This window comes from Gordonia sp. (in: high G+C Gram-positive bacteria) (assembly GCF_047600385.1).
Lineage (GTDB): Bacteria > Actinomycetota > Actinomycetes > Mycobacteriales > Mycobacteriaceae > Gordonia.
In genome coordinates this window covers 219,729-242,706 of sequence record NZ_JASGKZ010000002.1, presented here as the reverse complement: position 1 = coordinate 242,706, position 22,978 = coordinate 219,729, and the positions used below count along the sequence as shown (strand labels likewise).

The 22,978-nt window shown below is 71.1% G+C and carries 20 protein-coding genes; 5 read left to right on the top strand and 15 right to left on the bottom strand.

What is annotated here, in order from left to right:
- Nucleotides 1-134: 134 nt before the first annotated feature.
- Nucleotides 135-1,733 (top strand): TROVE domain-containing protein, encoded by a 1,599-nt coding sequence (locus tag QM809_RS18630; RefSeq protein WP_415047341.1) that lies wholly within the window; start codon nucleotides 135-137, stop codon nucleotides 1,731-1,733.
- On the opposite strand, the gene QM809_RS18625 is transcribed toward QM809_RS18630, so the two are convergent.
- From QM809_RS18625 to QM809_RS18605, 5 genes are all read right to left on the bottom strand, one after another.
- A complete protein-coding gene (locus tag QM809_RS18625) occupies nucleotides 1,724-2,767 on the bottom strand; it encodes a hypothetical protein (protein ID WP_415047340.1) in 1,044 nt (347 codons plus the stop codon). The two genes, QM809_RS18630 and QM809_RS18625, sit on opposite strands and share 10 nt — an antisense overlap.
- Nucleotides 2,768-2,865: 98 nt before the next feature.
- Nucleotides 2,866-3,558: a PIG-L deacetylase family protein gene (locus QM809_RS18620; RefSeq protein ID WP_415047339.1), complete on the bottom strand. Its 693-nt coding sequence runs from the start codon at nucleotides 3,556-3,558 to the stop codon at nucleotides 2,866-2,868.
- A gap of 65 nt (nucleotides 3,559-3,623) precedes the next feature.
- Entirely contained in the window at nucleotides 3,624-4,733 is a 1,110-nt protein-coding gene (locus QM809_RS18615; RefSeq protein WP_415047338.1) for a lactonase family protein, read from the bottom strand.
- Between the two features lie 93 nt (nucleotides 4,734-4,826).
- On the bottom strand, nucleotides 4,827-6,236 hold the full coding sequence (locus QM809_RS18610; protein ID WP_415047337.1) for a class II fumarate hydratase: 1,410 nt from the start codon (nucleotides 6,234-6,236) through the stop codon (nucleotides 4,827-4,829).
- A gap of 117 nt (nucleotides 6,237-6,353) precedes the next feature.
- The gene (locus QM809_RS18605) at nucleotides 6,354-7,634 is read right to left on the bottom strand and encodes a benzoate/H(+) symporter BenE family transporter (RefSeq protein ID WP_415047336.1); all 1,281 of its coding nucleotides are present in this window, start codon (nucleotides 7,632-7,634) and stop codon (nucleotides 6,354-6,356) included.
- Nucleotides 7,635-7,690: 56 nt separating this feature from the next.
- On the opposite strand from QM809_RS18605, the gene QM809_RS18600 reads away from it, so the two are divergent.
- The gene (locus QM809_RS18600) at nucleotides 7,691-8,206 is read left to right on the top strand and encodes a helix-turn-helix domain-containing protein (RefSeq protein WP_415047335.1); all 516 of its coding nucleotides are present in this window, start codon (nucleotides 7,691-7,693) and stop codon (nucleotides 8,204-8,206) included.
- 19 nt (nucleotides 8,207-8,225) lie between these two features.
- Here the strand turns inward: QM809_RS18600 and QM809_RS18595 are convergent, their stop codons facing one another.
- Both QM809_RS18595 and QM809_RS18590 read right to left on the bottom strand, forming a co-directional pair.
- Nucleotides 8,226-9,695 carry a multicopper oxidase family protein gene (locus QM809_RS18595; protein WP_415047334.1) on the bottom strand — a complete coding sequence of 490 codons (1,470 nt, stop codon included), beginning with the start codon at nucleotides 9,693-9,695 and terminating at the stop codon, nucleotides 8,226-8,228.
- A 209-nt stretch (nucleotides 9,696-9,904) separates the two neighbouring features.
- A complete protein-coding gene (locus tag QM809_RS18590) occupies nucleotides 9,905-11,605 on the bottom strand; it encodes a fumarate hydratase (protein ID WP_415047333.1) in 1,701 nt (566 codons plus the stop codon).
- Between the two features lie 109 nt (nucleotides 11,606-11,714).
- On the opposite strand from QM809_RS18590, the gene QM809_RS18585 reads away from it, so the two are divergent.
- Entirely contained in the window at nucleotides 11,715-12,383 is a 669-nt protein-coding gene (locus QM809_RS18585) for a trimeric intracellular cation channel family protein (protein ID WP_415047332.1), read from the top strand.
- Here the strand turns inward: QM809_RS18585 and QM809_RS18580 are convergent.
- From QM809_RS18580 to glpX, 5 genes are all read right to left on the bottom strand, one after another.
- Nucleotides 12,377-13,945, bottom strand: a complete 1,569-nt coding sequence (locus QM809_RS18580) for an FAD-dependent oxidoreductase (protein WP_415047331.1) — start codon at nucleotides 13,943-13,945, stop codon at nucleotides 12,377-12,379. The genes QM809_RS18585 and QM809_RS18580 overlap by 7 nt on opposite strands.
- Before the next feature lie 22 nt (nucleotides 13,946-13,967).
- Nucleotides 13,968-14,894, bottom strand: a complete 927-nt coding sequence (locus QM809_RS18575; protein WP_415047330.1) for an FAD:protein FMN transferase — start codon at nucleotides 14,892-14,894, stop codon at nucleotides 13,968-13,970.
- Complete coding sequence (locus tag QM809_RS18570; RefSeq protein ID WP_415047329.1) at nucleotides 14,891-15,334, bottom strand: FMN-binding protein; 444 nt, start codon at nucleotides 15,332-15,334, stop codon at nucleotides 14,891-14,893. The genes QM809_RS18575 and QM809_RS18570 overlap by 4 nt, the downstream gene beginning before the upstream one ends.
- 133 nt (nucleotides 15,335-15,467) lie before the next feature.
- Complete coding sequence (locus tag QM809_RS18565) at nucleotides 15,468-15,926, bottom strand: hypothetical protein (protein WP_415047328.1); 459 nt, start codon at nucleotides 15,924-15,926, stop codon at nucleotides 15,468-15,470.
- A 15-nt stretch (nucleotides 15,927-15,941) separates the two neighbouring features.
- Nucleotides 15,942-16,928 carry a class II fructose-bisphosphatase gene (gene glpX, locus QM809_RS18560; protein ID WP_415047327.1) on the bottom strand — a complete coding sequence of 329 codons (987 nt, stop codon included), beginning with the start codon at nucleotides 16,926-16,928 and terminating at the stop codon, nucleotides 15,942-15,944.
- Between the two features lie 97 nt (nucleotides 16,929-17,025).
- Between glpX and QM809_RS18555 the strand changes: the two genes are divergently transcribed.
- Nucleotides 17,026-17,595, top strand: a complete 570-nt coding sequence (locus QM809_RS18555) for a DUF4245 domain-containing protein (RefSeq protein WP_415047326.1) — start codon at nucleotides 17,026-17,028, stop codon at nucleotides 17,593-17,595.
- A 26-nt stretch (nucleotides 17,596-17,621) separates the two neighbouring features.
- On the opposite strand, the gene QM809_RS18550 is transcribed toward QM809_RS18555, so the two are convergent.
- The 3 genes from QM809_RS18550 to QM809_RS18540 are packed head-to-tail and all read right to left on the bottom strand — an operon-like array spanning nucleotide 17,622 to nucleotide 19,901.
- Nucleotides 17,622-17,852 carry an exodeoxyribonuclease VII small subunit gene (locus QM809_RS18550; RefSeq protein ID WP_415047325.1) on the bottom strand — a complete coding sequence of 77 codons (231 nt, stop codon included), beginning with the start codon at nucleotides 17,850-17,852 and terminating at the stop codon, nucleotides 17,622-17,624.
- Nucleotides 17,845-19,098, bottom strand: coding sequence for an exodeoxyribonuclease VII large subunit (gene xseA / locus QM809_RS18545; RefSeq protein ID WP_415047456.1), 1,254 nt, complete (start codon nucleotides 19,096-19,098; stop codon nucleotides 17,845-17,847). Before xseA ends, QM809_RS18550 begins: the two co-directional genes overlap by 8 nt.
- Nucleotides 19,095-19,901: a lipid droplet-associated protein gene (locus QM809_RS18540; protein WP_415047324.1), complete on the bottom strand. Its 807-nt coding sequence runs from the start codon at nucleotides 19,899-19,901 to the stop codon at nucleotides 19,095-19,097. The genes xseA and QM809_RS18540 overlap by 4 nt, the downstream gene beginning before the upstream one ends.
- 1,538 nt (nucleotides 19,902-21,439) lie before the next feature.
- On the opposite strand from QM809_RS18540, the gene QM809_RS18535 reads away from it, so the two are divergent.
- Nucleotides 21,440-22,966, top strand: a complete 1,527-nt coding sequence (locus QM809_RS18535) for a hypothetical protein (protein WP_415047323.1) — start codon at nucleotides 21,440-21,442, stop codon at nucleotides 22,964-22,966.
- Nucleotides 22,967-22,978 lie beyond the last annotated feature (12 nt).

Below are 22,978 nucleotides of genomic sequence, written 5' to 3'. Positions count from 1 at the left end.
CGTAGCTCAATCCGGCAGAGCGGCTTTCTCTCCGGTCGTCAGCATCACGCCCGCCCTCGCAGAACCACGCGCGACGCCGACGGTCTCCGTCGGCGTCGCGTGTTCTGCCCGCCTCTTCACCGCGAGATCACACCATGGACGTCTACCGCACCATCAGCACCGGAATCACCCCTCAGACCAGGCCCGCCGACCCTCGCCAGGAGGTGAACGGCGCAGGCGGTCACACCTTCACGGTGACCCCGCTGCAGCGGCTGCGTCGATTCCTGCTCCTCGGCACCGAGGGCGGCACCTACTACACGTCGGCTGCGGAGCTGACCGCGGACGCCGCGCCGACGGTGTTGCGCTTCGCCGCCGAGGAGACGACGGCGCTGGTCCGGGAGATCGTCGCGATCTCTCAGGCGGGACGCGCACCGAAGCAGCAGCCCGCCCTGTTCGCGCTGGCCGCCGCGGCGGGTCTGGGCGACGACGAAGGGCGCCGCGCCGCCCTCGACGCGCTGCCCGACGTCGCGCGGACCGGGACGCATTCGTTCCTGTTCGCGGGATACGTCGAGCAGTTCCGCGGGTGGGGCCGGGCGCTGCGGCGCGCGGTCGGCGACTGGTACCTGACCCGGCCGGTCGCCGACGTCGCCCACCAGGCGATCAAGTACCGGCAGCGGGAGGGCTGGTCGCACCGCGACCTGCTGCGCCTGGCGCACCCGGTGACCGACGACGCCGAGCGGCGGGCGCTGTTCGCGTACCTCACCCGCGGTGACACCGCCGGGGTGCCGCGCCTCGTCGAAGGATACGAGCGGGTGCAGGCCGATCCGCGGCGGGCCGTCGAGGGCGTCGTCGACTACGGACTCTCGTGGGAGATGCTGCCCGATGCGGCGCTGGCATCGCCGCCGGTGTGGGAGGCCCTGCTCGAGCGCGGTCTGCCCCAGACCGCGCTGCTGCGGCAGCTGCCACGCCTCACCCGGCTCGGTCTGCTGGCGCCCGGGACGGAGCGGGCCGAGCGGGTGGCCGCACAGCTGACCGACCCGGAGCGGTTGCGTCGTGCCCGGGTGCACCCGGTGAACGTGCTCGTCGCCCAGCGCACGTACGCCTCGGGAAGGTCGGCCCGCGGCGAGTCCACGTGGGTTCCGTCGACGCCGATCTCGGACGCGCTCGACGCGGCGTTCTACGCGGCCTTCGCCGCCGTGGAACCGTCGGGACGCCGTCACCTGTCGGCCCTGGACGTCTCCGGTTCGATGACGGCGCGGGTCTCCGGACTCCCGATCAGCGCGCGGGAGGCCTCGGCGGCCCTGGCGCTGGTGACCGCGGCGACCGAGCCGCAGCACTGGATCGTCGGTTTCACCGGAGACCCGAACGGCACGTACCGGGGGAGCGGGATCAGCGAACTCGACCTAGGTCCGCGGCGTCGGCTCGACGACGTCGTGTGCACGATCGAGAACCTGCCGTTCGGTGCGACGGACTGTGCGCTCCCGATCACGTGGGCGCACGAGAACGGCGTCGAGGTGGACGTGTTCTCGGTGTACACCGACAACGAGACGTGGTGCGGTCCGATCCATCCGCACCAGGCGCTCGCCCGCTACCGGCGGGAGGTGAACCCCGACGCCCGGATGGCGGTGGTCGGGATGACGGCCACCGGGTTCTCGATCGCGGACCCCGACGATGCCGGGATACTCGACGTCGTCGGCTTCGACTCGGCGACGCCCGCGTTGCTCTCCGATTTCGCCCGCGGGTCTCAGAAGTAGTCGAATCGGCCGGGCCGGACGACCCGGCGGTACGGGGTGCCCACGTCCTCGCGGAGTCGGCAGAGGCCGCAGTCGGGGGACGGTCGTGAACCGGACCAGCGGTAGACGCGGTATCCGAGTGCGTCGAGCCGCCGGTCCGTCTCGGTCTGGGCTTCGAGTTCGCGGAACAACTCGTCGACGTGCTGGTCGACGGCGCATCCGGGGTCGCCGGTGCACCGGTCGTCGCAGTCGGGAAAGGCGCACGCCGGAACCGGTTCGACGCAGAATCCGACGACGCGCTGGCGCGGCCAGACGAACGGCGGGGTGGCGACGGGTTCTCCGGCGTAGTCGTAGACGGTCTCGTACAGTTCGGGCCGGGTCATGCCCTCGCGGGCGAAGTACAGGCGGCTGCGGGTCTCGCCTTCGCTGCGCGACCGCTCGTCCAGGCGTTCCAGCTGCACGCGGACGTCGCCCTGGCGACGGCGGAGCAGACCCGCCTCGCGGACCAGCTGGTCGCGGGTGACGATGCCCAGCCGCAGCGCGCGGTCGGCGGTCACCACCCAGTCGTCCAGCAGGTGCGGGTAGGTCGGCACCATGTCGATCAGGGTGCGGGCCGGCGTGGTGGTCTCCACCCCGTCGAGGACCACCGACTCCCGGTCGCGCACCCGGTCCACGCGGATGACGGCGGCGGCGCGCGTGACGGACCTGCCGTCGCTCGCGTACTCCAGGAACTCCAGCGGCCGCGGGCGCGCGGAGTCGGCGTCGATCTCGATCATCCCGTGCAGTGCGGCGGCCGCGGCGCCGGTGAGGAGCGCGTCCCGGGTCCTCCCGAGCCGCTGGTACGCGGCGGCGGCCATGAGCAGCCGGTCGCGGCCGGTCAGCGCCGCGAAGGAGGGCGGACCGTAGAACTCCTTCCGGAACTCGACGATCAGACCGGCGTCCTCGGCGGCGCGGATCTCGCCCAGGGTGAGGCCCGCGGCCTTGAGGTGGTTCCGGTGGACGGCGTGATCGAGTGTGCGGAGGAATGCGGGAGCGGGCGTCTCTGTGCTGGTCATGCCCACCACGTTTCCCTCGGCGCCGCCGGGAGGGAAGGACCGAGCGCGGCCGCCTGTGGACGACGGGCGTCGTCCACAGATGCGCCGGAAGGTCTTGACTACGGGCGCAGTCGTGTGAGTCCGGTGGTCTGCGCGGCGGGGAACCCCTCGATCGGTCCCGTCGTCCTCGCGACCTGGGCCCGGGCCTGCTCGAGCACGGGCGTGTCCGGGTCGAGCACCGACAGGTACACGTCGTGCTCGGCGAGGGACCGCACCGCGATCTCGGTGAACCCCTCGACGTCGACCGCGTGCGTCGACCCGGGGCCGTTGACGAACAGCGCCCGGGGCCGGTCGGGTGCCTGCTCGTCGGCCTGCACCTCGTCGTAGGCGTCGACGACGGCCGCGGCGAACTCCCTGTGGTCGCGCTGATTCGGGAACCCGGGAGCCCACTCCGGTCCGCCGTACATCGAGACGACGAGGTCGGGCCGCACCCGTCGGAGGGTGTCGACGATCTTCGCGCGCAACTCCGGGGTGTTGCCGATCGCGGAGTCCTCGAAACCCCAGAACTCGACCGCGTCCACGCCGACCACCGCGGCCGAGGCGCGCTGTTCGTCTTCGCGGAGGGGGCCGGCCTCGGCCGGATCCATGCCCTCGATCCCGGCCTCGCCGGACGTCGCGAGCGCGTAGACGACGGTCCGGCCCTCGGCGGTCCACTTCGCCACGGCGGCGGCGACGCCGTACTCGGGATCGTCGGGATGGGCGACGAGCACCAGGGCGCTCGACCAGTCGTCGGGGAAGGCGGCGATGCTCATGGCCCCGACGCTACGCGTGCGCGGACGGCGGCGGGGCCATGGAGCGAAGACGGGCCGGGACGTCCTCAGATCAGGGCCACCACGGGGCCGTCGGACATGACCACCCCGGTGTCGACCGACGGGCGGGCGGTGCGCGAGAGCGAACCGTTCGGGTGGATGCGGTAGGTGTGCACGCGCGTCGTGACCCGACCGGTCAGGCAGTCGATGTTGTAGAGGAACCTGCCGTTCGGGTGCAGTGCGACCTGACCCGGCAGGGTCCAGCCGGGCCCGGGGTACGGCGAACCGGGCAGCGGCGTCAACCGGCCGTTCCGGTGGATCGAGAAGGCGGAGATCGACGTGCCGACGGCGTTGGGCACGTACAGGCGTCTGCCGTCGGGGGTGACGACGGCGCCGTGCGGCACACCGTGGGTGGGGTATCGTCCGCCGGGCAGGCGGGTCAGCGTCCCGTCGCGGTTCACCCGGAAACCGCTGAGACCGAAGGCGAACTCGTCGCTGCTGTACAGGTACTTCCCGTTCGGGGTGGTCACCGGTGCGACGGGCCCCAGTCCGACGGTGTCGGCGGCGATCCGGGTCACCTCGCCGTTCGGTCCGAGCCGGAAACTGGTCAGCCCGACTCCGATGTACGTGGTGGCGCGCAGGAAGCGGCCGTCCGGGTCGATGGACGACATGTTGACCATGCCCAGCCCGAGGCCGTCGATCGGGGCGGCCCGGTGCCCCGTGGGGGCCAGGGTGCCGTCCTTGCGGATCCGGAACGACTCCACCCGCCCGGGGAGTCCGGACTTGAGGACGTACAGGTACCTCCCGTTCGGTGCGACGCGGGCGCCGGTCGTCGGGAAGCCGACGCCGAGGGTCTGCACACTGCGCAGGGCGCCGTTCGAGGCGACCCGGTACACCGAGACGTGGCCGTCGGCGCGGGGGACGTAGACCGTCTTGCCGTCGGGTGCCGCGGTCACCGACAGGACGCCGAAACCGGTGCGGAACGGGCTGCCGGGAACCGGCGTGAGCCGTCCGTCGGAGTGCACCTCCAGGACGCTCAGCCCGAGGGCGACGCCCGCGGTGACCAGGAAATGTCGCTTCGCCTCGTCGGCACGGGTGGAGCCGGGGGCGAGAAGGCCGACGGTCAGCAGCGCGGTGAGCACGACCGCGAGCCAGAGGGTGGATCTCCGTATACGCATACCCGTGATGCTCCGACACGAAACCCCGCGGTGGATGTCCAGAAGCCTGGACATCCACCGCGGGGCCCACGGGTCCTGAGTGGCTGCTCCGGCCTACCGCTCCCGGTCCAGGTTGGCCATCTTGAGGACGTCGAGCCGTGCGTCGAGCTCCTCCTCCGACAGCGCGTCGCCGATCAGGCCGCGGTCGATCACGGTCTGGCGGATGGTCTTGCCCTCCTTCAGCGCCTGCTTGGCGACGGCGGCGGCCTCCTCGTAGCCGATGGCGCTGTTGAGCGGGGTGACGATCGACGGGCTCGACTCGGCGAGGGTCTTGAGCCGGTCCTCGTTCGCCACCAGGCCGCTGATGCACTTGTCGGCGAACAGCCGCGAGACGTTGGCGAGCAGGTTGATCGACTCGAGGACGTTGCGCGCCATCATCGGGATGTACACGTTGAGCTCGAAGGCGCCGTTGCCGCCGCCCCAGGTCACGGCGGCGTCGTTGCCGATCACCTGGGCGGCGACCTGGGTGACCGCCTCGGGCAGCACCGGATTGACCTTGCCCGGCATGATCGAGCTGCCCGGCTGGAGGTCGGGCAGGAGGATCTCGCCGAGGCCGGTCAGCGGACCCGAACCCATCCAGCGCACGTCGTTGGCGATCTTGGTGAGCGAGACGGCGATCGTCTTGAGCTGGCCGGACAGTTCGACGAGGCCGTCGCGGGCGGCCTGCGCCTCGAAGTTGTCCTTCGCCAGGCTCAGGGCGTCGACCTCGGTGAGCTTCACCAGTTCGGCGGTCACCTTGGTGCCGAACCCGTCGGGGGCGTTGAGGCCGGTGCCGACGGCGGTGCCGCCGATCGGCAGCTCGCCGACGCGCGGCAGCGCGGACTCGACGCGCTCGATGCCGGCCTGCACCTGGCGGGCGTAGCCGCCGAACTCCTGGCCCAGGGTCACCGGGACCGCGTCCATCAGGTGGGTGCGGCCGCTCTTGACCACGTCGCGCCACTGCGTGGCCTTGGTCGCCAGGGCCTCCTGGAGGTGCGTCAGCGCGGGGACCAGCGCGGTCACGACGGCCTCGGTGGCGGCGACGTGGGTCGCGGTGGGGAAGGTGTCGTTGGACGACTGCGACATGTTCACGTCGTCGTTCGGGTGGACGTCGACGCCGTTCGCCTTGGCGATCGACGCGATCACCTCGTTGGTGTTCATGTTGGAGCTGGTGCCCGAACCGGTCTGGAAGACGTCGATCGGGAACTGGTCGTCGTGCTTGCCGTCGGCGATCTCGGTGGCGGCGGCGATGATCGCCTCGGCCTTGGCGGGATCGAGCAGGCCGAGGTCCTTGTTGACCTGCGCGCACGCCGCCTTGAGCAGGCCCATCGCGCGGATCTGGGTGCGCTCGAGCGGGCGGAACGAGATCGGGAAGTTCTCCACCGCACGCTGGGTCTGCGCGCGCCAGAGCGCGTCCACGGGCACCTTCACCTCGCCCATGGTGTCGTGCTCGATGCGGTACTGGGTCTCCTCGGACTGGGTCATGCGGCTGCTCCTCGGCGCTGAGTGAAGTGATGAGAGGGACGATAAGGGTTGGCTAACCATATCGTGCCGATCCGGCGTGGAGCCGGGACACCCCCCCGACGTCGAAAGTGCCGGACGTCACTTCCCGATGTCGTTCCCCGCCGTGTCGTTCCCAGTCGTGTCGTTCCCCGCTGCGGCGTCCGTCGGCTTCTCGCGCGTCGACGGCCGGAGCAGCCGGTGGGCGACGACGCCCGCCGCCAGCGCCCAGAAGGCCGCACCGATCCCGACCAGGGTGGTGCCCGACGCGGCGACCACCAGGGTGACGGCCGCGGGGATCCGGTCGGACTCGGCGGCCAGCGCGCCCGCGCACGCCCCGGCGAAGGCGCCGAGCAGGGCCACCCCGGCCACCGCCTGCACCAGCCCGGCCGGAGCGGCGAGCACGGCGGCGCACAGACCGGTCGAGACGAGGCCGAGTCCGAGGTAGGCGACGCCGGTGCTCACCCCCGCGACCCAGCGCCGGGCGGGATCCGGACCGGCGTCCGGCCCGGCGGCCAGCGCCGCGCTGATGGCGGCCAGATTGATCGCGTGCCCGCCGAAGACGGTGCCCAGCAGAGAACCGAGCCCCGTCGTCGACAGCGCGGCGCGCCACGGCGCGCGGTAACCGAAACCGCCGAGCACCGCGACGCCGGGGATGTTCTGCGCGGCCATCGTCACGATGTAGAGCGGCAGCGCGATCCCGGTCAGCGCCTGCGGCGTCAGGGCGGGCGCGGTGAGTTCCAGGTGCGGGATCCAGGCGGACGGGGGCGGGACGTCGTCGTGCCCGATCAGGGTCACGGCGATCACCGCGAGGGCGGCGACGAAGGCGCCCGGCACCGCCCAGCGCGGCCGGAGGGCGAGCAGGACGACCCAGGTCAGCAGCACCGGTGCGATCACCGGCGGATCGTCGGCGAGCGCGGTGACCGGCGCGATGCACAGGGGCAGCAGGACGCCGGCGAGCATCGCCTGGGCGACGGCGGGCGGGATCCGGGTGACGAGCCGGGCGAGGGCGGGCCACAGTCCGGTCGCGACCAGCAGCACCGCGCAGACGGCGAACGCGCCGACCGCGGCGGGCCAACCGCCGGCCACCGCGCCGATGGAGACCAGCAGCGCGGCGCCCGGAGTGGACCAGGCGCAGGTGATCGGCATCCGGGTCCGCCAGGACAGGAGCACCGAGGCCGCACCCATCGCGATACTCACCGCGACCAGTCCCGATGCGGCCTGCGCCGGGCTCGCGCCGACCGCGCGCAGTCCGGCCAGGACCACTGCGAACGACGACGTGAACCCGACCAGCGCGCACACGATGCCTGCGCTCACGGGCACCGAAGTGGGGACTCGATCCGCGGTCGGGGCCGCGGGAGCGTCGTCGGGCACGGTCTTCACCTCCGCAATCGTTCCGTTCACAGAACGTTCTGTTCTCAGAACGTATCATCGGAGGGGTGAGCGCGGCAGCGGTGGGACGACGAGTACGGGAGATCCGCGTCGAACGCGGACTGAGCCTCTCGGAACTGGCGCGGCGCGCGGGGGTGGGGAAGGGCTCCCTCTCGGAGATCGAGGCGGGCGGCCGCAATCCGACCGTCGAGACCCTGTACGCGCTCTGCGAGCCGCTCGACGTGCCGCTGACCGCGCTGGTCGGCGAGACGTCGGGCGTGCACTCGGCGGCGGACGGCGGCATGCGCACGGTGCTGCTGTCGGTGCGGCACCTGCCGCACCGCACGGTCGAGGTGTTCCGGCTGGAGTTCCCGGCCGGCGCCGACCACGTGTCCCCGTCCCACGGAACCGGCGTGACCGAGCACCTGACCGTCGTGCTCGGGCAGGTGCTCGCCGGACCGGTAGGGGAGGAGAGTCGAGTCCCCGAGGGACGGACCCACACGTGGGTCAGCGATCGGCGTCATCGCTTCGCCGCACCCGACGGTCCGGCGGAGGCGGTGGTCGTGATCACCACCCCGCGCTGAGGCGCGGCGCGCGCGTCGGTCAGTGGTGGTGGCCGGTGCGCGCCGAGTAGTCGGCGGGGTCGGTACTCGTTCCGGGCGGCACCACCAGGAACTGGCCCATCATGCCCTCGTCCTCGTGCCGGAGCAGATGGCAGTGGTACATGTACGGGACCTCGGTGTCGGTGTGGTGTGCGAACGTCATGATCAGCCGGACCGTCGAGTCCCGCGGGACCCAGACGGTGTCCTTCCATCCGCCCAGATACCGCGGCGGCGGGTCGCCGTCGATGTCGAGGATCTGGAAGGCGGCGTCGTGGATGTGGAAGTTGTGCACGGCGTCCCCGCTGTTGGCGACGGACCAGATCTCGGTGGCGCCCGCGGTGACCACCTCGTCGATGCGCGCCATGTCCATCGGCTTGCGGTCGATGGTGCTGCCGCCGAGAGAGAAGCTCCGGGTTACCGTGGCCGCGGTCTCGGGGATCGGCGCGACGTCGACGAGGCGGTCGGGCACGGTGCCGACTCCGCCGAGATCGCTCGCGGCGCGGAACTCGGCGATCTCCAGGTGATCGCTCCCGCCGGCGAACCGTGCTCCTCCGGGAGTGGGCTCGCTCTGCAGGCGAACCCGCTCGCCCGGCCGGAAGGTCACGACCACCTCGGCCCGCTCTCCGGGTGAGAGCGGCACCGCGCGGACCGGCACGGGAGCGGGCAGCAGGCCGCTGTCGGTCCCGATGACGGAGAACTCGCGGTGGTCGTCGAACACGAAATCGTACGGCCGGGTGTTGGATCCGTTGAGCAGTCGCAGACGCACGGTGCGGGTCGTGACGTCGACGTACGGTCCGGGGGTGCCGTTGACCAGGACGGTGTCGCCGATGATCCCCTCGGACTGGAAGAGCGAGGTCGACGTGTCGAGCGTGCCGTCGTCGTGGAACCTGCGGTCTTGCACGATCATCGGGAGGTCGTCGATGCCGTACCGGCGCGGCAGGGCGAGCCGGGACTCGGCGTCGTCGTCGATGAGGAACATCCCCGCCAGACCGCGGTAGACGTGCCGGGCGGTCTCGCCGTGCGGGTGCGGGTGGTACCAGAGGCCGGCGGCCGGCTGGTCGATGTTCCACTGCGGTGTCCACGTGGCCCCCGGCTCGATCATCTGGTGCGGGCCGCCGTCCATCCGTGCGGGCAGGCGCATGCCGTGCCAGTGCAGGGTGCTCGCCTCACCGAGCCGGTTGGTCACCCGGACGCGGACCTCCTCGCCGCGCGCGGCGCGAAGAGTGGGAGCGAGGTGCGGGCCGTTGATCCCCCACGTGGGAGTCGCGGTGCCCCGGCCGAGGTCCGACTCACCCCGTTGCATTGTCAGGTCGAACACGCGGACGCCGTCCTCGACGCGTGACTCCGCGAGCGCGGGGATCCGCAACTCGCGGTCGAAGGTCACGGTGCCGCGTGTGTCCAGCGGCGCTCGCAGCACGGTGACGGCGACCCGGGCGCCGACCGCGGCGATCCCGAACACCGCCACCGCCACGACCGCCAGGGTGATTCGCAGCGTGCGGGAGCGCCCTCGCTCCGGTGGCGGCGGGAAGGTCGTGGGTGTCGGGTGTGCGCCGGTCATGCCTCGACGATGAGAGCGCGACCGCCGCCGGTCGACGGATTCCGGCGGATCTCAGGGTGGGGATCAGGGTTTCCCCGGGGATTCCCCGAGGGGTCCGGCCGGGCCGACCCCCACCCGCTGGGTCAGCGCTCCTTGGACCGGATCCGCACGCCGCCGACCGGGACGCTCACCGCACCGGACGGATCGGTGAAGAAGTCGTTGCCCTTGTCGTCGACGACGATGAACGCCGGGAAGTCCTCCACCTCGATCTTCCACACGGCCTCCATGCCGAGTTCGGGGTACTCGATCACCTCCTGGCTCTTGATGCAGTCCAGGGCCAGGCGTGCGGCGGGGCCGCCGATGGAGCCGAGGTAGAAGCCGCCGTGGGTGTCGCAGGCCTGCGTGACCTGCTTGGACCGGTTGCCCTTGGCGAGCATCACCATCGAGCCGCCCGCGGCCTGGAACTGGGCGACGTAGCTGTCCATGCGGCCGGCCGTCGTCGGCCCGAACGACCCCGAGGCCATGCCCTCGGGCGTCTTGGCCGGGCCCGCGTAGTACACCGGGTGATCCCGCATGTACTGCGGCATCGGTTCGCCGGCCTCCAACCGTTCGGCGATCTTCGCGTGCGCGATGTCGCGGGCGACGACCAGCGGGCCGGTCAGCGACAGGCGCGTCTTGACCGGGTACTTGGTGAGTTCGGCGAGGATCTCGTCCATCGGGCGGTTGAGGTCGATCTGCACCACCTCGCCGCCCTCGATGTCCTCGGCGACGCCGGCGTCGGGCATGTACTGGGCGGGATCGGTCTCGAGCTGCTCCAGGAAGACGCCGTCGGCGGTGATCTTGCCCAGGGCCTGGCGGTCGGCCGAACACGAGACGGCGATCGCCACCGGGCACGACGCGCCGTGGCGCGGCAGCCGGATCACGCGGACGTCGTGGCAGAAGTACTTGCCGCCGAACTGCGCGCCGATCCCGAACGACTGGGTCAGCTTGAAGACCTCCTCCTCCAGCGCGGTGTCGCGGAAGCCGTGACCGGCCATGGTGCCCTCGGTGGGCATGTCGTCCAGGTAGTGCGCCGAGGCGTACTTGGCGGTCTTGAGCGCGAACTCGGCGGAGGTGCCGCCGATCACCACGGCCAGGTGGTACGGCGGGCAGGCCGCGGTGCCCAGCGAGCGGATCTTCTCGTCCAGGAAGGAGAGGATCTTCTTCGGGTTCAGGATGGCCTTGGTCTCCTGGAACAGGAACGACTTGTTGGCGCTGCCGCCGCCCTTGGCCATGAACAGGAACTTGTACTCCGGTCCCTTCGGACCCTGTTCGGTCGCGTAGATCTCGACCTGCGCCGGCAGATTGGTGCCGGTGTTGCGCTCCTCGTACATGGTGATCGGCGCGAGCTGGGAGTACCGCAGATTCAGTTTCGTGTACGCGTCGTAGACGCCGCGGGAGATCCACTCGCCGTCGTCGACGCCGGTCAGGACGCCCTCGGACTTCTTGCCCATGACGATCGCGGTGCCGGTGTCCTGGCACATCGGCAGCACGCCGCCGGCGGAGATGTTGACGTTCTTGAGGAGGTCGAGGGCGACGAACCGGTCGTTGCCGGAGGCCTCGGGGTCGTCGATGATCTTGCGCAACTGCTGGACATGCGCGGGTCGCAGGTAGTGGCTGATGTCGTGGATCGCCTCGGCGGTCAGCTTCTGCAGGGCTTCGGGCTCCACCTTCAAGAAGGTGCGGCCGTCCACCTCGAAGGTGGTGACGCCTTCGGTCGTGATCAAGCGATACGGGGTGTCGGAATGGTCGGCGGGCAGGAGGTCGGAGTAGAGGAATTCGGGGGCTGGGGCTGATTCACTCACAGCGGTCGATGGTACTTCGCACCCGCTCTGACCTGCAGGTCAGTGCATCCTAAGTCGTTTTCGGGCCGGCTCTCCGAGCGGGGGCGCGGGGCCGCTACTGTGACCTTCCGTGAGTGGAATCAACGATGCGGCCGGGGCGGTCCAGTACGTCGGCGAACTGGCGGGGGTGTTCGCCTTCGCGGCGTCCGGGGCTCTCGCGGCGGTCCGCCGGAACCTCGACATCACCGGCATCCTGTTGCTGGCGGTGGCCACTGCGCTCGGCGGCGGCGTGATCCGTGACCTGATCATCGGCAACACTCCGCCTGCGGCGTTCATCCACATGGAGTACCTGGGCACCGCGGTCGCCGCCGGCGTGCTGGTCAGCGTCTGGCAGATGCCCGCACGACTGTCTCGGTGGCCGCTGGACATCACCGACGCGGTCGGCCTGGGACTGTTCGCGGTGACCGGGACCCTCGTCGCGCACCAGTCCGGACTGAACGCGCCGGGTTCGGCGCTGCTGGGCATGACGACGGCGATCGGCGGCGGGGTGATCCGCGACGTTCTCACCCGGCAGGTGCCCAGCGTCCTCCGGCCCGGCGAATACCTCTACGCGATCCCCGCGCTGCTGTGCGCGATCGTGGCGACGATGCTGGTCCGCTACGTCGACTACCAGCCGTGGATGGGGCTGGCCTGCGCCGCCATCGCGACCGTGATCCGGCTGGCCTCGCTCCGGTTCGGCTGGCACGGACCCGAACCCTGGTATCGGAGTCGCACGACGGCCGAACCGGTGGATCAGTAGCCGCTGAAGTAGTCGCTGCGCGTGCCCGCCACGTGGCCGTGCAGCGAGGCCCGCACGGCGTGGACCATCGCGGGCGGTCCGGAGAGGTGGGCGCGACGTTCGGCCAGGTCGCCGATCACGTCGGCGAGGTCCTCGGCCCGGATCCGCGTCCCCGCCACGTGCGTCCAGTGCGGCGGCAGGTCCTCCGGAGGTTCCGGGGCCACCAGCACCACCGGGATCCGTGCCGCGACCAGTTCGTCCCGGTAGGCCACGTCCGAGGCGTCGGGGACGCCGTAGACCAGGACGAGGTCCACGTCGTCGTGCCGGGTGCCGACCTGGCTGACGAACGGGGTGATCCCGATCCCGCCGGCGACCAGCAGCACCCGCCCCGACCGCGGCAGGACGAAGTCGCCCGAGACGCCCGTCGCCCGGATCTCCGTGCCGGGTTCGCACGCCGTCAGCGCCCGTTTGAACGACGACGGCTCGGGCGGCACCCGCAGCGCGATCGTCACCTCGGCGGACTCCGGAGGGGAGGAGATGCTGAAGATCCGCCGGGTGCCGCGACGGTCCGCCCCCGGATGGGGCAGGTGCAGTTCCAGATACTGGCCCGGGACGAACCGCAGCGGGTGCGCGGGGGTGAATCGGAACTCCCAGATCTCCTCGGCGATCTTCCGACTGCCCGTCGACTTCAGCGTGATCCCGCGCCGCTGACCGCACGCGAAGCCGACCAGGTTGGCCGCGATCAGGGACAGTTCGGTGGTGGAGGTGAACACCCACAGCGTGAACGGCTGATCGGTGAGCGCGGGCCACAGCACCGGCAGCGACACGACGACGCCGGCCAGCGCCGCCGCGGCGAGCTGCTGCCGGTGCCGGGGCGGGAGAGTGAGCGGTTCGGACAGCATGAACCCGGCGAGGAACACCAGCGGATAGGAGGAGAAGGTCTGCTCGGCGGCGGCGAGCGGCTCGGTCCCCAGCACCGTCAGGCTCGTGAAGATCAGTGCGCCGCCGACCGCGACGAAGACCGCGCCGAGCGCGACCCGATGCGTCCGCCGCAGCACCAGCAGCGCCCCGACCAGGACGAACGGCAGCAGCGCCTCGGCGGCGACCCACCAGGTGGTGAACAGGCGGTCGGCCGCATCCAGCCCGAGCAGCTGCTGGATCACCACCGTCAGCAGCGGCCCGACCGCCGCCGGATTGAACAGGTGCCGTCCGCGGACCGCGAGCAGATACTTCGACGCGTTGGCCAGCACCGCGGCCCCGGCCAGCCACAGATACGACGACGCCGTGCCCGGCGGCCAGTACAGGAACCACATCAGCAGCGCGGTGATCACCGCCGACTCGGTGTGCGGTCGTACCCGGAACAGCAGCCCGAACAGCCGACTCGCCGCGACCGACGCCGTCAGGAGGACCCCGAGAGCCAGGGCCATCCGCCCGAGCGGGAAGATCGCCGCGTCGAGCACCCCGGTGGCGCTGTAGCCGAACGCGATCGCCGCCAGCACCGCGAGCACGACGGTGACCAGCCGGTACATGGTGACGCGTCCGAGGGCGTCGTCGAGCCTCGTCAGCGGAGTGAGCACGGTCATCGGGGTCGGGTCCTTCGCGTCGTCAGGAGAAGATCTCGCCGGGGAAACCGGCGGAGCGGCGCAGCTCGGTCGGCGACGGCATGATCACGTACTCGAACGAGAACGCCTCGGCGAGCCGTTCGGGAGCGGTGAAGAACAGCGCCGTCGCCAGCGCGTCCGCGGTGCGGGCGTCGTCGGCGACGACCCAGGTCGCGAGCGGTCCCGGCACCGGCACCCCGGTGCGCGCGTCGAGCACGTGGTGCAGGCCGTCGCCCCAGGCGCGGCGGTTCACCGCCGAACCGCACAGCGCACGGTCGGCGAGGGCGGCGACGCCGACCGCGGCGCGGGGGTTCAGGGGATGCTCCAGCGCGACGCGGAGGGCGGGGCCCCGTCGGACCAGGTCGCCGCTCGCATCCACGGTGAACGCCGGGCTCCTCCCGGCGGCGGCGCCGTCGGTGAGCAGTCCGGCCACCAGCGCGGCGACCTGGTCGGCCAGATAGCCTTTGCCCGCCGCACCGACGTCGAGCACGAAGGGCGCCGGAGTGGTCAGGTACGGCGGCGACCAGTCGACGTCGTCGAACGACGGCGCCGGGACCGGGTCGCCGGCCCGCAGCGAATACCGCGCGTCGTATCCGAGCGCCTCGAGTCCGCCGCCGACCGCGGGGCTCATCGCGCCGTCGGTCAGCGCGTACAGGGTGCGGTACAGCGTGATGAGCGGGTCGGCGTCGTCGGGGAGACGGTGGCGGCCCGCGGCGGTGCGGAGGGTCTCGACGACGGAGTCGGGACGGAACCGCGACCAGTCCCGGTCGAACCGCTCGACCAGCGCGAGCACCGCGCCGCGTTCGGGCTCGGTGAGCGGGCGCGGAGTGTCGATCTGCCAGCCGGTGCCGATGCCGTCGAACGCCCACTCGCAGGTTCGGGCGTCCGCTGCCGGGGAGTCCGACGAGGCGGCACCGGCCGACGGGGTCACGCCGAGGCCTCGGCGCGGATCTTCTCGACGGCCTGATTGAAACCGCCGCTGGTCAGCGACGATCCGGACACCTTGCTCACGTCGAGGTCGTCGATGGACTTGCCGACCACCTCGTCGGAGATCCCGCCGGCGAACTGGGTCTGGAACTGCAGCGAGTTGCCGCCCTTGGCCTCGGGCGTCACGGTGACCGCCGAGACGGTGCCCGCACCGTCGAGAGTGAGCGACACCGTGACCTCGGCGGGGCCGCCCGGGGTGGTGTAGTCGCCCTTGGAGGTGTACTCCCCGGCCTTGTACTCGCCCGAGGCGGATTCGGCGGCTCCGGATTCGATGGTGGTCGAGGCGCCGGTCGTGGTGGCGGAGTCGTCGGAGCAGCCGCTGAGCAGGAACAGGCCGGCGGCGGCCGCGACGATCGCGAAGGTCTTACGGAGATGCAGGGTCATGGGGGAGAGAAGCCTTCCTCGGAGTCGGACAACCTGGGAGAGTTGTCGGATTCCATCATGGTGGCTGAGGCTGCCCTGATCCATGGTTGTCGCTGTGAACTCTCTGTGAAACGGACTCCGGTCCGTCCGCCGATCAGTCGAGGTACTCGACGTCGGCGTAGTCGGCGACGGCCTCACCGAGCAGCCGGGCCAGTTCCGCGCCCTCGGCACGCCAGCGAGCGACGGCTTCGGGAGAGGGTTCGCGGTCCAGCCCGCAGATCGACGTCTCCCACTCATGCTGCCAGGCGGCGAGTCGACCGCTCAGCTCCTCCGACAGTCCGTACAGCTCGGGTCCGGTGGTGTAGCCGACGTTCCACGTCGACGTGCTGCTCTCCCACAGCGGATAGTCGCGCATGTAGTCGGGGAACAACCGCACGACACGTCGCGCCGGGGGCTTCCCGCCCCACGTGCCCTGCAGCGGAGGGGGAAGGTTCTCCAGTGCGGTCTCCGAGATGCCGTCGACGCCGCCCACCGGCACCCACGCGAAGGTGCCGGGAGCGGCGTCGATCAGGTCGGGATCCGTGGCGTAGCGCCCGGACCGGTCCCACTCCATGTCCGGAGCGGCGTCTCAGAGGTCGATGCGGGCGAACTCGCGCAGCTTCGCGGTCTGGTGACGCGCCTCGACGGTGCGGACGGTGCCCGACTTGGAGCGCATCACCAGCGAACGGGTGGTGGCGCCGTTCGGACGGTAGGTGACGCCGCGCAGCATGTCGCCGTTGGTCACGCCGGTGGCGCAGAAGAACGAGTTGTCGCCGCGGACCAGGACGTCGTTGGTGAGGACCTGATCCAGGTCCAGACCGGCGTCGGCGGCCTTCCGGCGCTCCTCGTCGTTGGTGGGCCAGAGCTTGCCCTGGATCTCGCCGCCCATGCACTTCATCGCGACGGCCGAGATGATGCCCTCGGGGGTGCCGCCGATGCCCATCAGCATGTCGACGGTGCTGTAGTCGCCCGCGGCGGCGATCGAACCGGCGACGTCGCCGTCGGAGATCAGTCGGATCTTGGCGCCGGCCTCGCGGATCTCGCGGATCAGGTCGGAGTGGCGGGGGCGGTCGAGCACCACGACGGTCAGGTCCGCGACGTCGATGCCCTTGGCGGCGGCCACCGAGTTGATGTTCCAGGCGACCGGCTTCTCGATGTCGATGGCACCCTTGGCCTCCGGGCCCACGGCGATCTTGTTCATGTAGAACACGGCCGACGGGTCGTACATGGTGCCGCGCTCGGACACCGCGATCACGGCGATCGAGTTCGGGCGGCCCTCGGCCATCAGGGTGGTGCCGTCGATCGGGTCGACGGCGACGTCCACCTCGGGGCCCTCGCCGTTGCCGACCTCCTCGCCGTTGTAGAGCATCGGGGCCTCGTCCTTCTCGCCCTCGCCGATGACGACGACGCCGCGCATCGAGACGGTCGAGAGGAGTTCGCGCATGGCGTCCACGGCCGCGCCGTCGCCGCTGTTCTTGTCACCGCGACCGACCCAGCGGCCGGCCGCGAGGGCGGCGGCCTCGGTCACACGGACCAGTTCCATGGCGAGATTGCGGTCCGGGGCTTGCTTCGACATGTGGTCGGCTCCTCTTGCGTCGGTGCTCAGGGGTTGCCCCGATTCTGTCATGGCCGGCGATTCGGCCAGGCCCCGGGCCGACTGCATACTGGTGGTCATGGCCGAGAAGAAACCGCGGATTCTGCAGGACAGCCGGGACATGGTGTGGTCGCTGATCCCGTTGCTGGTGATCTGCGTGGTCATCGCCGGTGTCGCGGGCAGCTGCCACTGGAGCTTCGGCGACGAGGCGTCCGAGCAGAAGATCCCGGAGTTCAACAGCGCCGCCGCCTTCCGGGCCGATGCCCGGTTGATGTCGTTCCCGATCCGGGAACCTGCCGTGCCGAAGGACTGGCGGAGCAACTCCGGATCCACCTCGACCGTCGGCGGATCGCTGACCAGCAACGTCGGCTGGATCACGGCCGGCGGCGCCTACGTGCAGCTCAGCCAGTCGGGGGCGCCGGAGGAGTCGCTGGTCCGCGGCCTCGGCGGCGATCAGGCGGTCGGCGCCGGCACGCGCGAGGTCGGCGGCCAGACGTGGGTCACCTACCGCAACGCCGACACCAAGCGGAAGCTCTGGCTCACCGACCTCGGCGACGTCCGGATCGGGGTCCTCAGCCGCGGCTCGGACGAGACCATGGAGACGCTGGCGAAGGCGACGCTGAGCGCGCAGCCGCTGCCGAAGAAGTGACCGCCGAATAAGCCGAGGCAGGGCGCTCAGTCGGCGGGATCGTCGGACTTCTCGAGCGCCTTCTCGATCCGTTCGGCGGCGCCGCGGAGCTGCGCCTCGCAGTGCGCGGCCAGGGCTTCGCCGCGCTCCCAGAGGGCCAGCGACTCGTCGAGCCCGAGACCGCCGCGCTCCAGGTCGGCCACCACCCGGGCGAGTTCGTCGCGGGCGGCTTCGTAGTCGAGTTCGGCGACCTCGACGTCGTCGCGGGAATCACTCACTGATCTGTCCTTCGTCGTCGTCGACGACGGCGAGTCTGGCGCCGTCGGCCACCCGGATGCGCACCCGCGCACCCGGTGGGAGCTGTTCGACGCTGCTCACCGCGTGCGGGGAGTGGTCGTCGTCGGCGAAACGCTGCACGACGGCGTACCCGCGCGCCAGCGTCTGCGCCGGGCCGAGGGTGGCCAGGCGGGCCGCGAGCTGGTCGACGTCGAGCCGCCGGGTGTCGACGCCGTGGGTGACGCCGCGCCGAAGATCGTTCCGCAGCCGGTCGAGGACGGCGTGCCGCTCGTCGATCAGCAGATGCGGTCGGGCCAGGACGGGGCGGGCCCGGAGTCCGTCGATCACACGGTGCTCGCGGTCGACCCAGTTGCGGAGCGCGTGGGCGCTGCGGGCGCGCAGCCCGGCGAGGGTCTCCCGTTCGACGGCCACGTCGGGGACCACTCGCTTGGCGGCATCGGTGGGGGTCGCCGCGCGCAGATCGGCGACAAGGTCGAGCAGCGGACTGTCCGGTTCGTGGCCGATCGCGCTGACCACCGGGGTGCGGCAGTCGGAGACCGCGCGCAGCAGCGTCTCGTCGGAGAAGGGGAGCAGGTCTTCGACGCTGCCGCCGCCGCGGGCGATCACGATCACCTCGACGTCGGGATCCCGGTCGAGCAGGTCCAGATGCTCGATGATCGCGGGCACCGCGTTCGGCCCCTGCACGGGGACCTCGCAGTGCCGGAAGCGGACGTCGTTCCAGCGTGCGGAGGCCACCGCGATCACGTCGCGCTGGGCGGCGCTGCCGCGGCCGCTGATCAGGCCGACGGTGCGCGGGAGGAAGGGGATCGGCCGTTTGCGACGGGCGTCGAACAGTCCCTCGGCGGCCAACAGCGCCTTGATCCGTTCGATTCGGGCCAGCAGTTCGCCGATCCCCACCGGGCGGATGTCGGTGATCTTCAGCGAGAGCGTGCCGCGACCGGCATAGAAGTCGGGTCGGCCGTAGACGACGACGCGGGCGCCCTCGGTGAGCGGGACGGGGCTGCGGCGGAGCAGATCCGGGCTGCAGGTCAGTGACAGCGACATCTCGGCGGCCGGGTCGCGCAGCGTCAGGAACGCGGTGCGCATGCCCGGACGGGCGCTGATCTGGGTCAGCTGGCCCTCCACCCAGACGTGCCCCAGCCGGTGGATCCACTCGGAGAGCTTGTGGCTCAGCGTCCGCACCGGCCACGGGGTCTCCGCCGTATTCGGTGTGGTCACGAGGGTCAGACGCCCGACTTCTTCTGGTGGCTGGCGATCCGGTTGTCGATCATGGTGACGAACGGCGTGCGGTTCTTGTGCGCGCGTTCGTAGGCGGCGAGCTCGGTCAGGTCCTCGGTGCTCAGCCCCCGCAGTTTCGCGCGCAGCTGGGCCAGGGTGAGCGAGTCGTATTCGAGCCGTTCGACGACGGCGGGCCCCTCTCCGGGAGCCGCCGCGGGCTTCGGTGCGGCGGGCGCGGCCGGAGTCTCTCCCGACAACCCGGCCGGCGGCGAGCTGTACAGCGCGAAGCGCCCCGAGTGCGCGTTCGGCGGCTCGACCTCCAGCGCGGCCTCCGCGGGGGGAGCCGGAGCGGGCTTCTCGGCCGGCTTGCGGGCGGACTTCTTGGCGGCGGGCTTGCGGGCCGGGGCCTTCTCGGCGGCCGCGGCGGGCGAGGTCGGCGCCGTCGCGACGGGGGTGTTCGGTGCGGCTCCGGTGTTCGGTGAGGCTCCGGCGGCCGAGGCCTCGGGCGCCGGAGGCCCGGCGGTCGCGGCCCGGGTGGAGAACGCGGCCGGGATCGGCACGGTGGGCTCGTCGTCGTCGAACCTGGCCCACTCGGGCTGCTCTTCGGCCCTCTCGCACCACGGGGCGAAGAACTCGTCGCCCTTGATGGCCATCTCGGCGATGTTCTGCTGCAGACGCATGCCGGCCTGCAGTCCGCGGCTCACCGCGGTCATCGGGAAGGTGAGGATTCGAGTCGGCAGCCGTTTGGTCTCATCGAGGGCGGTGACCAGGACACCCGCGGCCACACGAGCCGGATACGGAGGACGTCTCATGCCTTCACTGTGCCACACCCGCATCCCGGGGGTCGTGGCCGATCCCGAACCCTCGCCGCGGAGCTCGGCCGAACGCATCCGGCCGGTCGAGCGTTCGGTGGACGAGGCGACGAACCCGCCGTCGGGATCCGGGGGCCGACGGCGGTCGGCATTCGGTGGGGCACAGCGGTTCTGGAGTCGCCGTCGGTCGATCGGATGAATCCTGCGCCCGGCGTTGACCGGGTCGTCGTCGTGTGCAGGAATGAATGGATTCGGCAGGTATCGACGGAGCAGAGGGGTTGCGGTGGCGGACGGATTCGACGTCTTCATCTCGTATTCGCGATCCGCGTCGGCTCCGCTGGCGATCGAGATCGAACGTCGACTCCAGCAGCTGGCGAAGCCCTGGTATCGGAAGCGGGCCGTCCGGGTGTTCCGCGACGACTCGGCGATGGCGGCGAACGCGGGACTGTGGCCGACGATCCAGGCGGCGATGCGGCAGGTGTCGTGGCTCGTCTACATCGCCACCCCCGAAGCCGCCCGCTCGAACTACGTGAACCAGGAACTCGCCGAATGGCTTCGGTACAACGATCCGTCGACGATCCTGATCGTCCGCGGCGCGGGCACCGTCGAATGGAACCACCGGGTGTCGGGTCGCGCCGGTCACGGGGCGTTCGATCCGGCCAGCACGGCGATACCGCGGGTGCTCATGACGGCCTTCCCGGTGGAGCCCCGGTGGGTCGAGATGGGCTGGTTCATGGAACCGGGATCCCTCGGTCCGGAGGATCCGCGTTTCCTCGATCGGATCGCCGACCTGGCCGCACCCGTCCGCGGGATGGAGAAGGCCGAACTGATCGGCGAGGACGTCCGCCAGCACCGCCGCGTCCGCCGTCTCGCCCGCAACGGGATCATCACGCTGACGCTGCTCCTCCTCGTCGCGGTGACCGCGGGCATCGTGGCGTTCGTCCAGCGGAATGCAGCCGAACGAGAATCGCTCAACGCCCGTTCCCAGCTGCTCTCGTCGACCGCGATCGACCGCGCCGACACCGACATGCAGTCGGCGGCGCTCCTCGCCGCGACCGGGTACCGCTCGAAACCGGGGACGCAGACGAGGTCGGCGTTGCAGCGGGTCGTCGAATCGTCACCGCATCTGGTCGGGTTCCACGACTTCGGTAAACCGGTCGAACTCGTGGATGCGACGGCGGACGGCCGGATGCTGATCGCCGGGACCCCGACCGGTGAGGTGATGACGCTCGACCGGAAGTCCGGCGAGCGGAAGACCCTGTTCGACCTTCGGGTCCCCCTCCGATACCTGGACTCCAGCGACGACGGCGAGGTCGTCGTCGCCTCCGGCTACAAGACCACGAACTCGATCGACTACTCCGACCAGACGACGAAGATGTGGAAGCGGGGGAAGGTCGTCGACATCCCCCGGACGGCCGTCGCGATGACGCGTTCGGGGAACGAGGTCGTCGTCCGCGAGGTCGGCTCGAAGAAGGAGGAGGTGAGCATTCTGGAAGCAGGGCGAGAAGCTCAAGACGATCCGGGCGTTCACCTCGTTCGTGGCGACCGACGGGGAGAGCGTCGTCGGCGTCGACGGTTACGGACGGGTGGGCAGAACCGACATCGCGTCGGGAAGATTCCAGATCGCCGGGCGGATCGACATGGGGCTGCACATGTTCGGCGGAGCGATCTCGGCGAACGCTGACCGTTTCACGTTCATCCGAGGCGCCCCCGAAGTGGAGGTCTGGAGCCTGGACGGCGGGGTCGGCGCGGAAGCCGATGCGAAGGCCGCGACCGGTTCCCCGCTGACCAGCCAGGTCGAACTCAGCGACGACGGTTCTCGTCTGGCGACGATCGCCGACGGCCGGATCTACGTCGGTACCGTGGTCCCCGCCGGCAAGGCGTCCAAGACGACGCTGCTCGCCGGCGCGGGACCGGAGACCTCACGCATCCGGTTCGCCTCGTCGTCCCGGCTGGTCAGTGCGGCGGGCAGCGCCGTCGCGCTGTGGGATCTCAACCAGGAGGGACGGCTGCGGACGTCGGTGGCGGCGACGCTGACCGGAGACTGCAACGCCTGCGCCGCACCGCCCGTCGCCGTCTCACCCGACGGCGACAAGGCGGTGCTCGTCCCGACGAGCGGGTTCGACACCGTCGACTTCCGGACGGGGAAGGTCCGATCCTGGCTCGACGAGGACGAGGACGAGGACGAGGACGACGACGCCGCGGCGGAGGCGTTGACGGAGTCCTCCGTCGTCGTATGGCTCGACGACGAGCGGCTCTTCGCGTACTCCCCGGAGGAAGGACGGGCCTGGATCCTCGGCGGTGCGGGACTCGACCGGGTGGAGGAGACGATGTCCGCACCGCGGATGTCGCAGACCGCGGCCGCTCCGGGAGTGCTCACCGACGACGGCAGGGTCGCCGTCGTCCTCGACAAGCAGTACCTCGTGATCGACCCCGCGACCGGCGAAGGCGAGACCGGCGACATCCCGAACGCCGTCGCCTCGTCGGCCGACGGTCGATTCGTCCTGTCCAAGCAGGGGAACGCGGAGAGCACGGGCTACGAGATCTACGACGCGCGATCGGGTCAGATCGTCTACCAGGGGGCCGAGAAGGTCCTGCCGGTGGTCGGCCGGATCGGCGACTCCGCGGTCGTGCTCGCCGCGTCGCCCACGAGGGAGGCGAGAGCGGGTTTCGACATCGTCCGACTGGACCCGGGGAAGGCCTCACGAGTGATCGGGCGGACCGGCAGCCATTCGACGGCCTACGTCGAGCGGGACGGGTACCTGTACGTCGAAGGGCGCGGGGAGATCCTCCGATACTCGATGACCGACGGGTCGCGGTCGACGGTCCTCTCGATCGTCTCCGCTCCGGCGCAGGCCAACCCGGTGGGAATCGCCGCCGACGGCACCGTCGTCGTGGCGAGCGAGTCGGAGAAGAAGTTCATCCAGAGCACCGCGAATCCCGATCGGTGGGTCGAACTCGCCTGCTCGCTGGCTGGGCGGCCGCTGGCGGCGGAGGACGTCGCCGGGGTCGTGGACAGCACCGGGGGCATGACGCCCGGGTGCGGATCGACCCTGCCCGACTGAACACACCCGACC

Coding starts and splice junctions, on each gene's coding strand:
- QM809_RS18630 (WP_415047341.1), top strand. CDS start 135: ATGGACGTCTACCGCACCATCAGCACCGGAATCACCCCTCAGACCAGG.
- QM809_RS18625 (WP_415047340.1), bottom strand. CDS start 2,767: ATGACCAGCACAGAGACGCCCGCTCCCGCATTCCTCCGCACACTCGAT.
- QM809_RS18620 (WP_415047339.1), bottom strand. CDS start 3,558: ATGAGCATCGCCGCCTTCCCCGACGACTGGTCGAGCGCCCTGGTGCTC.
- QM809_RS18615 (WP_415047338.1), bottom strand. CDS start 4,733: ATGCGTATACGGAGATCCACCCTCTGGCTCGCGGTCGTGCTCACCGCG.
- QM809_RS18610 (WP_415047337.1), bottom strand. CDS start 6,236: ATGACCCAGTCCGAGGAGACCCAGTACCGCATCGAGCACGACACCATG.
- QM809_RS18580 (WP_415047331.1), bottom strand. CDS start 13,945: ATGACCGTGCTCACTCCGCTGACGAGGCTCGACGACGCCCTCGGACGC.
- QM809_RS18570 (WP_415047329.1), bottom strand. CDS start 15,334: ATGACCCTGCATCTCCGTAAGACCTTCGCGATCGTCGCGGCCGCCGCC.
- QM809_RS18565 (WP_415047328.1), bottom strand. CDS start 15,926: ATGGAGTGGGACCGGTCCGGGCGCTACGCCACGGATCCCGACCTGATC.
- glpX (WP_415047327.1), bottom strand. CDS start 16,928: ATGTCGAAGCAAGCCCCGGACCGCAATCTCGCCATGGAACTGGTCCGT.
- QM809_RS18555 (WP_415047326.1), top strand. CDS start 17,026: ATGGCCGAGAAGAAACCGCGGATTCTGCAGGACAGCCGGGACATGGTG.
- QM809_RS18540 (WP_415047324.1), bottom strand. CDS start 19,901: ATGAGACGTCCTCCGTATCCGGCTCGTGTGGCCGCGGGTGTCCTGGTC.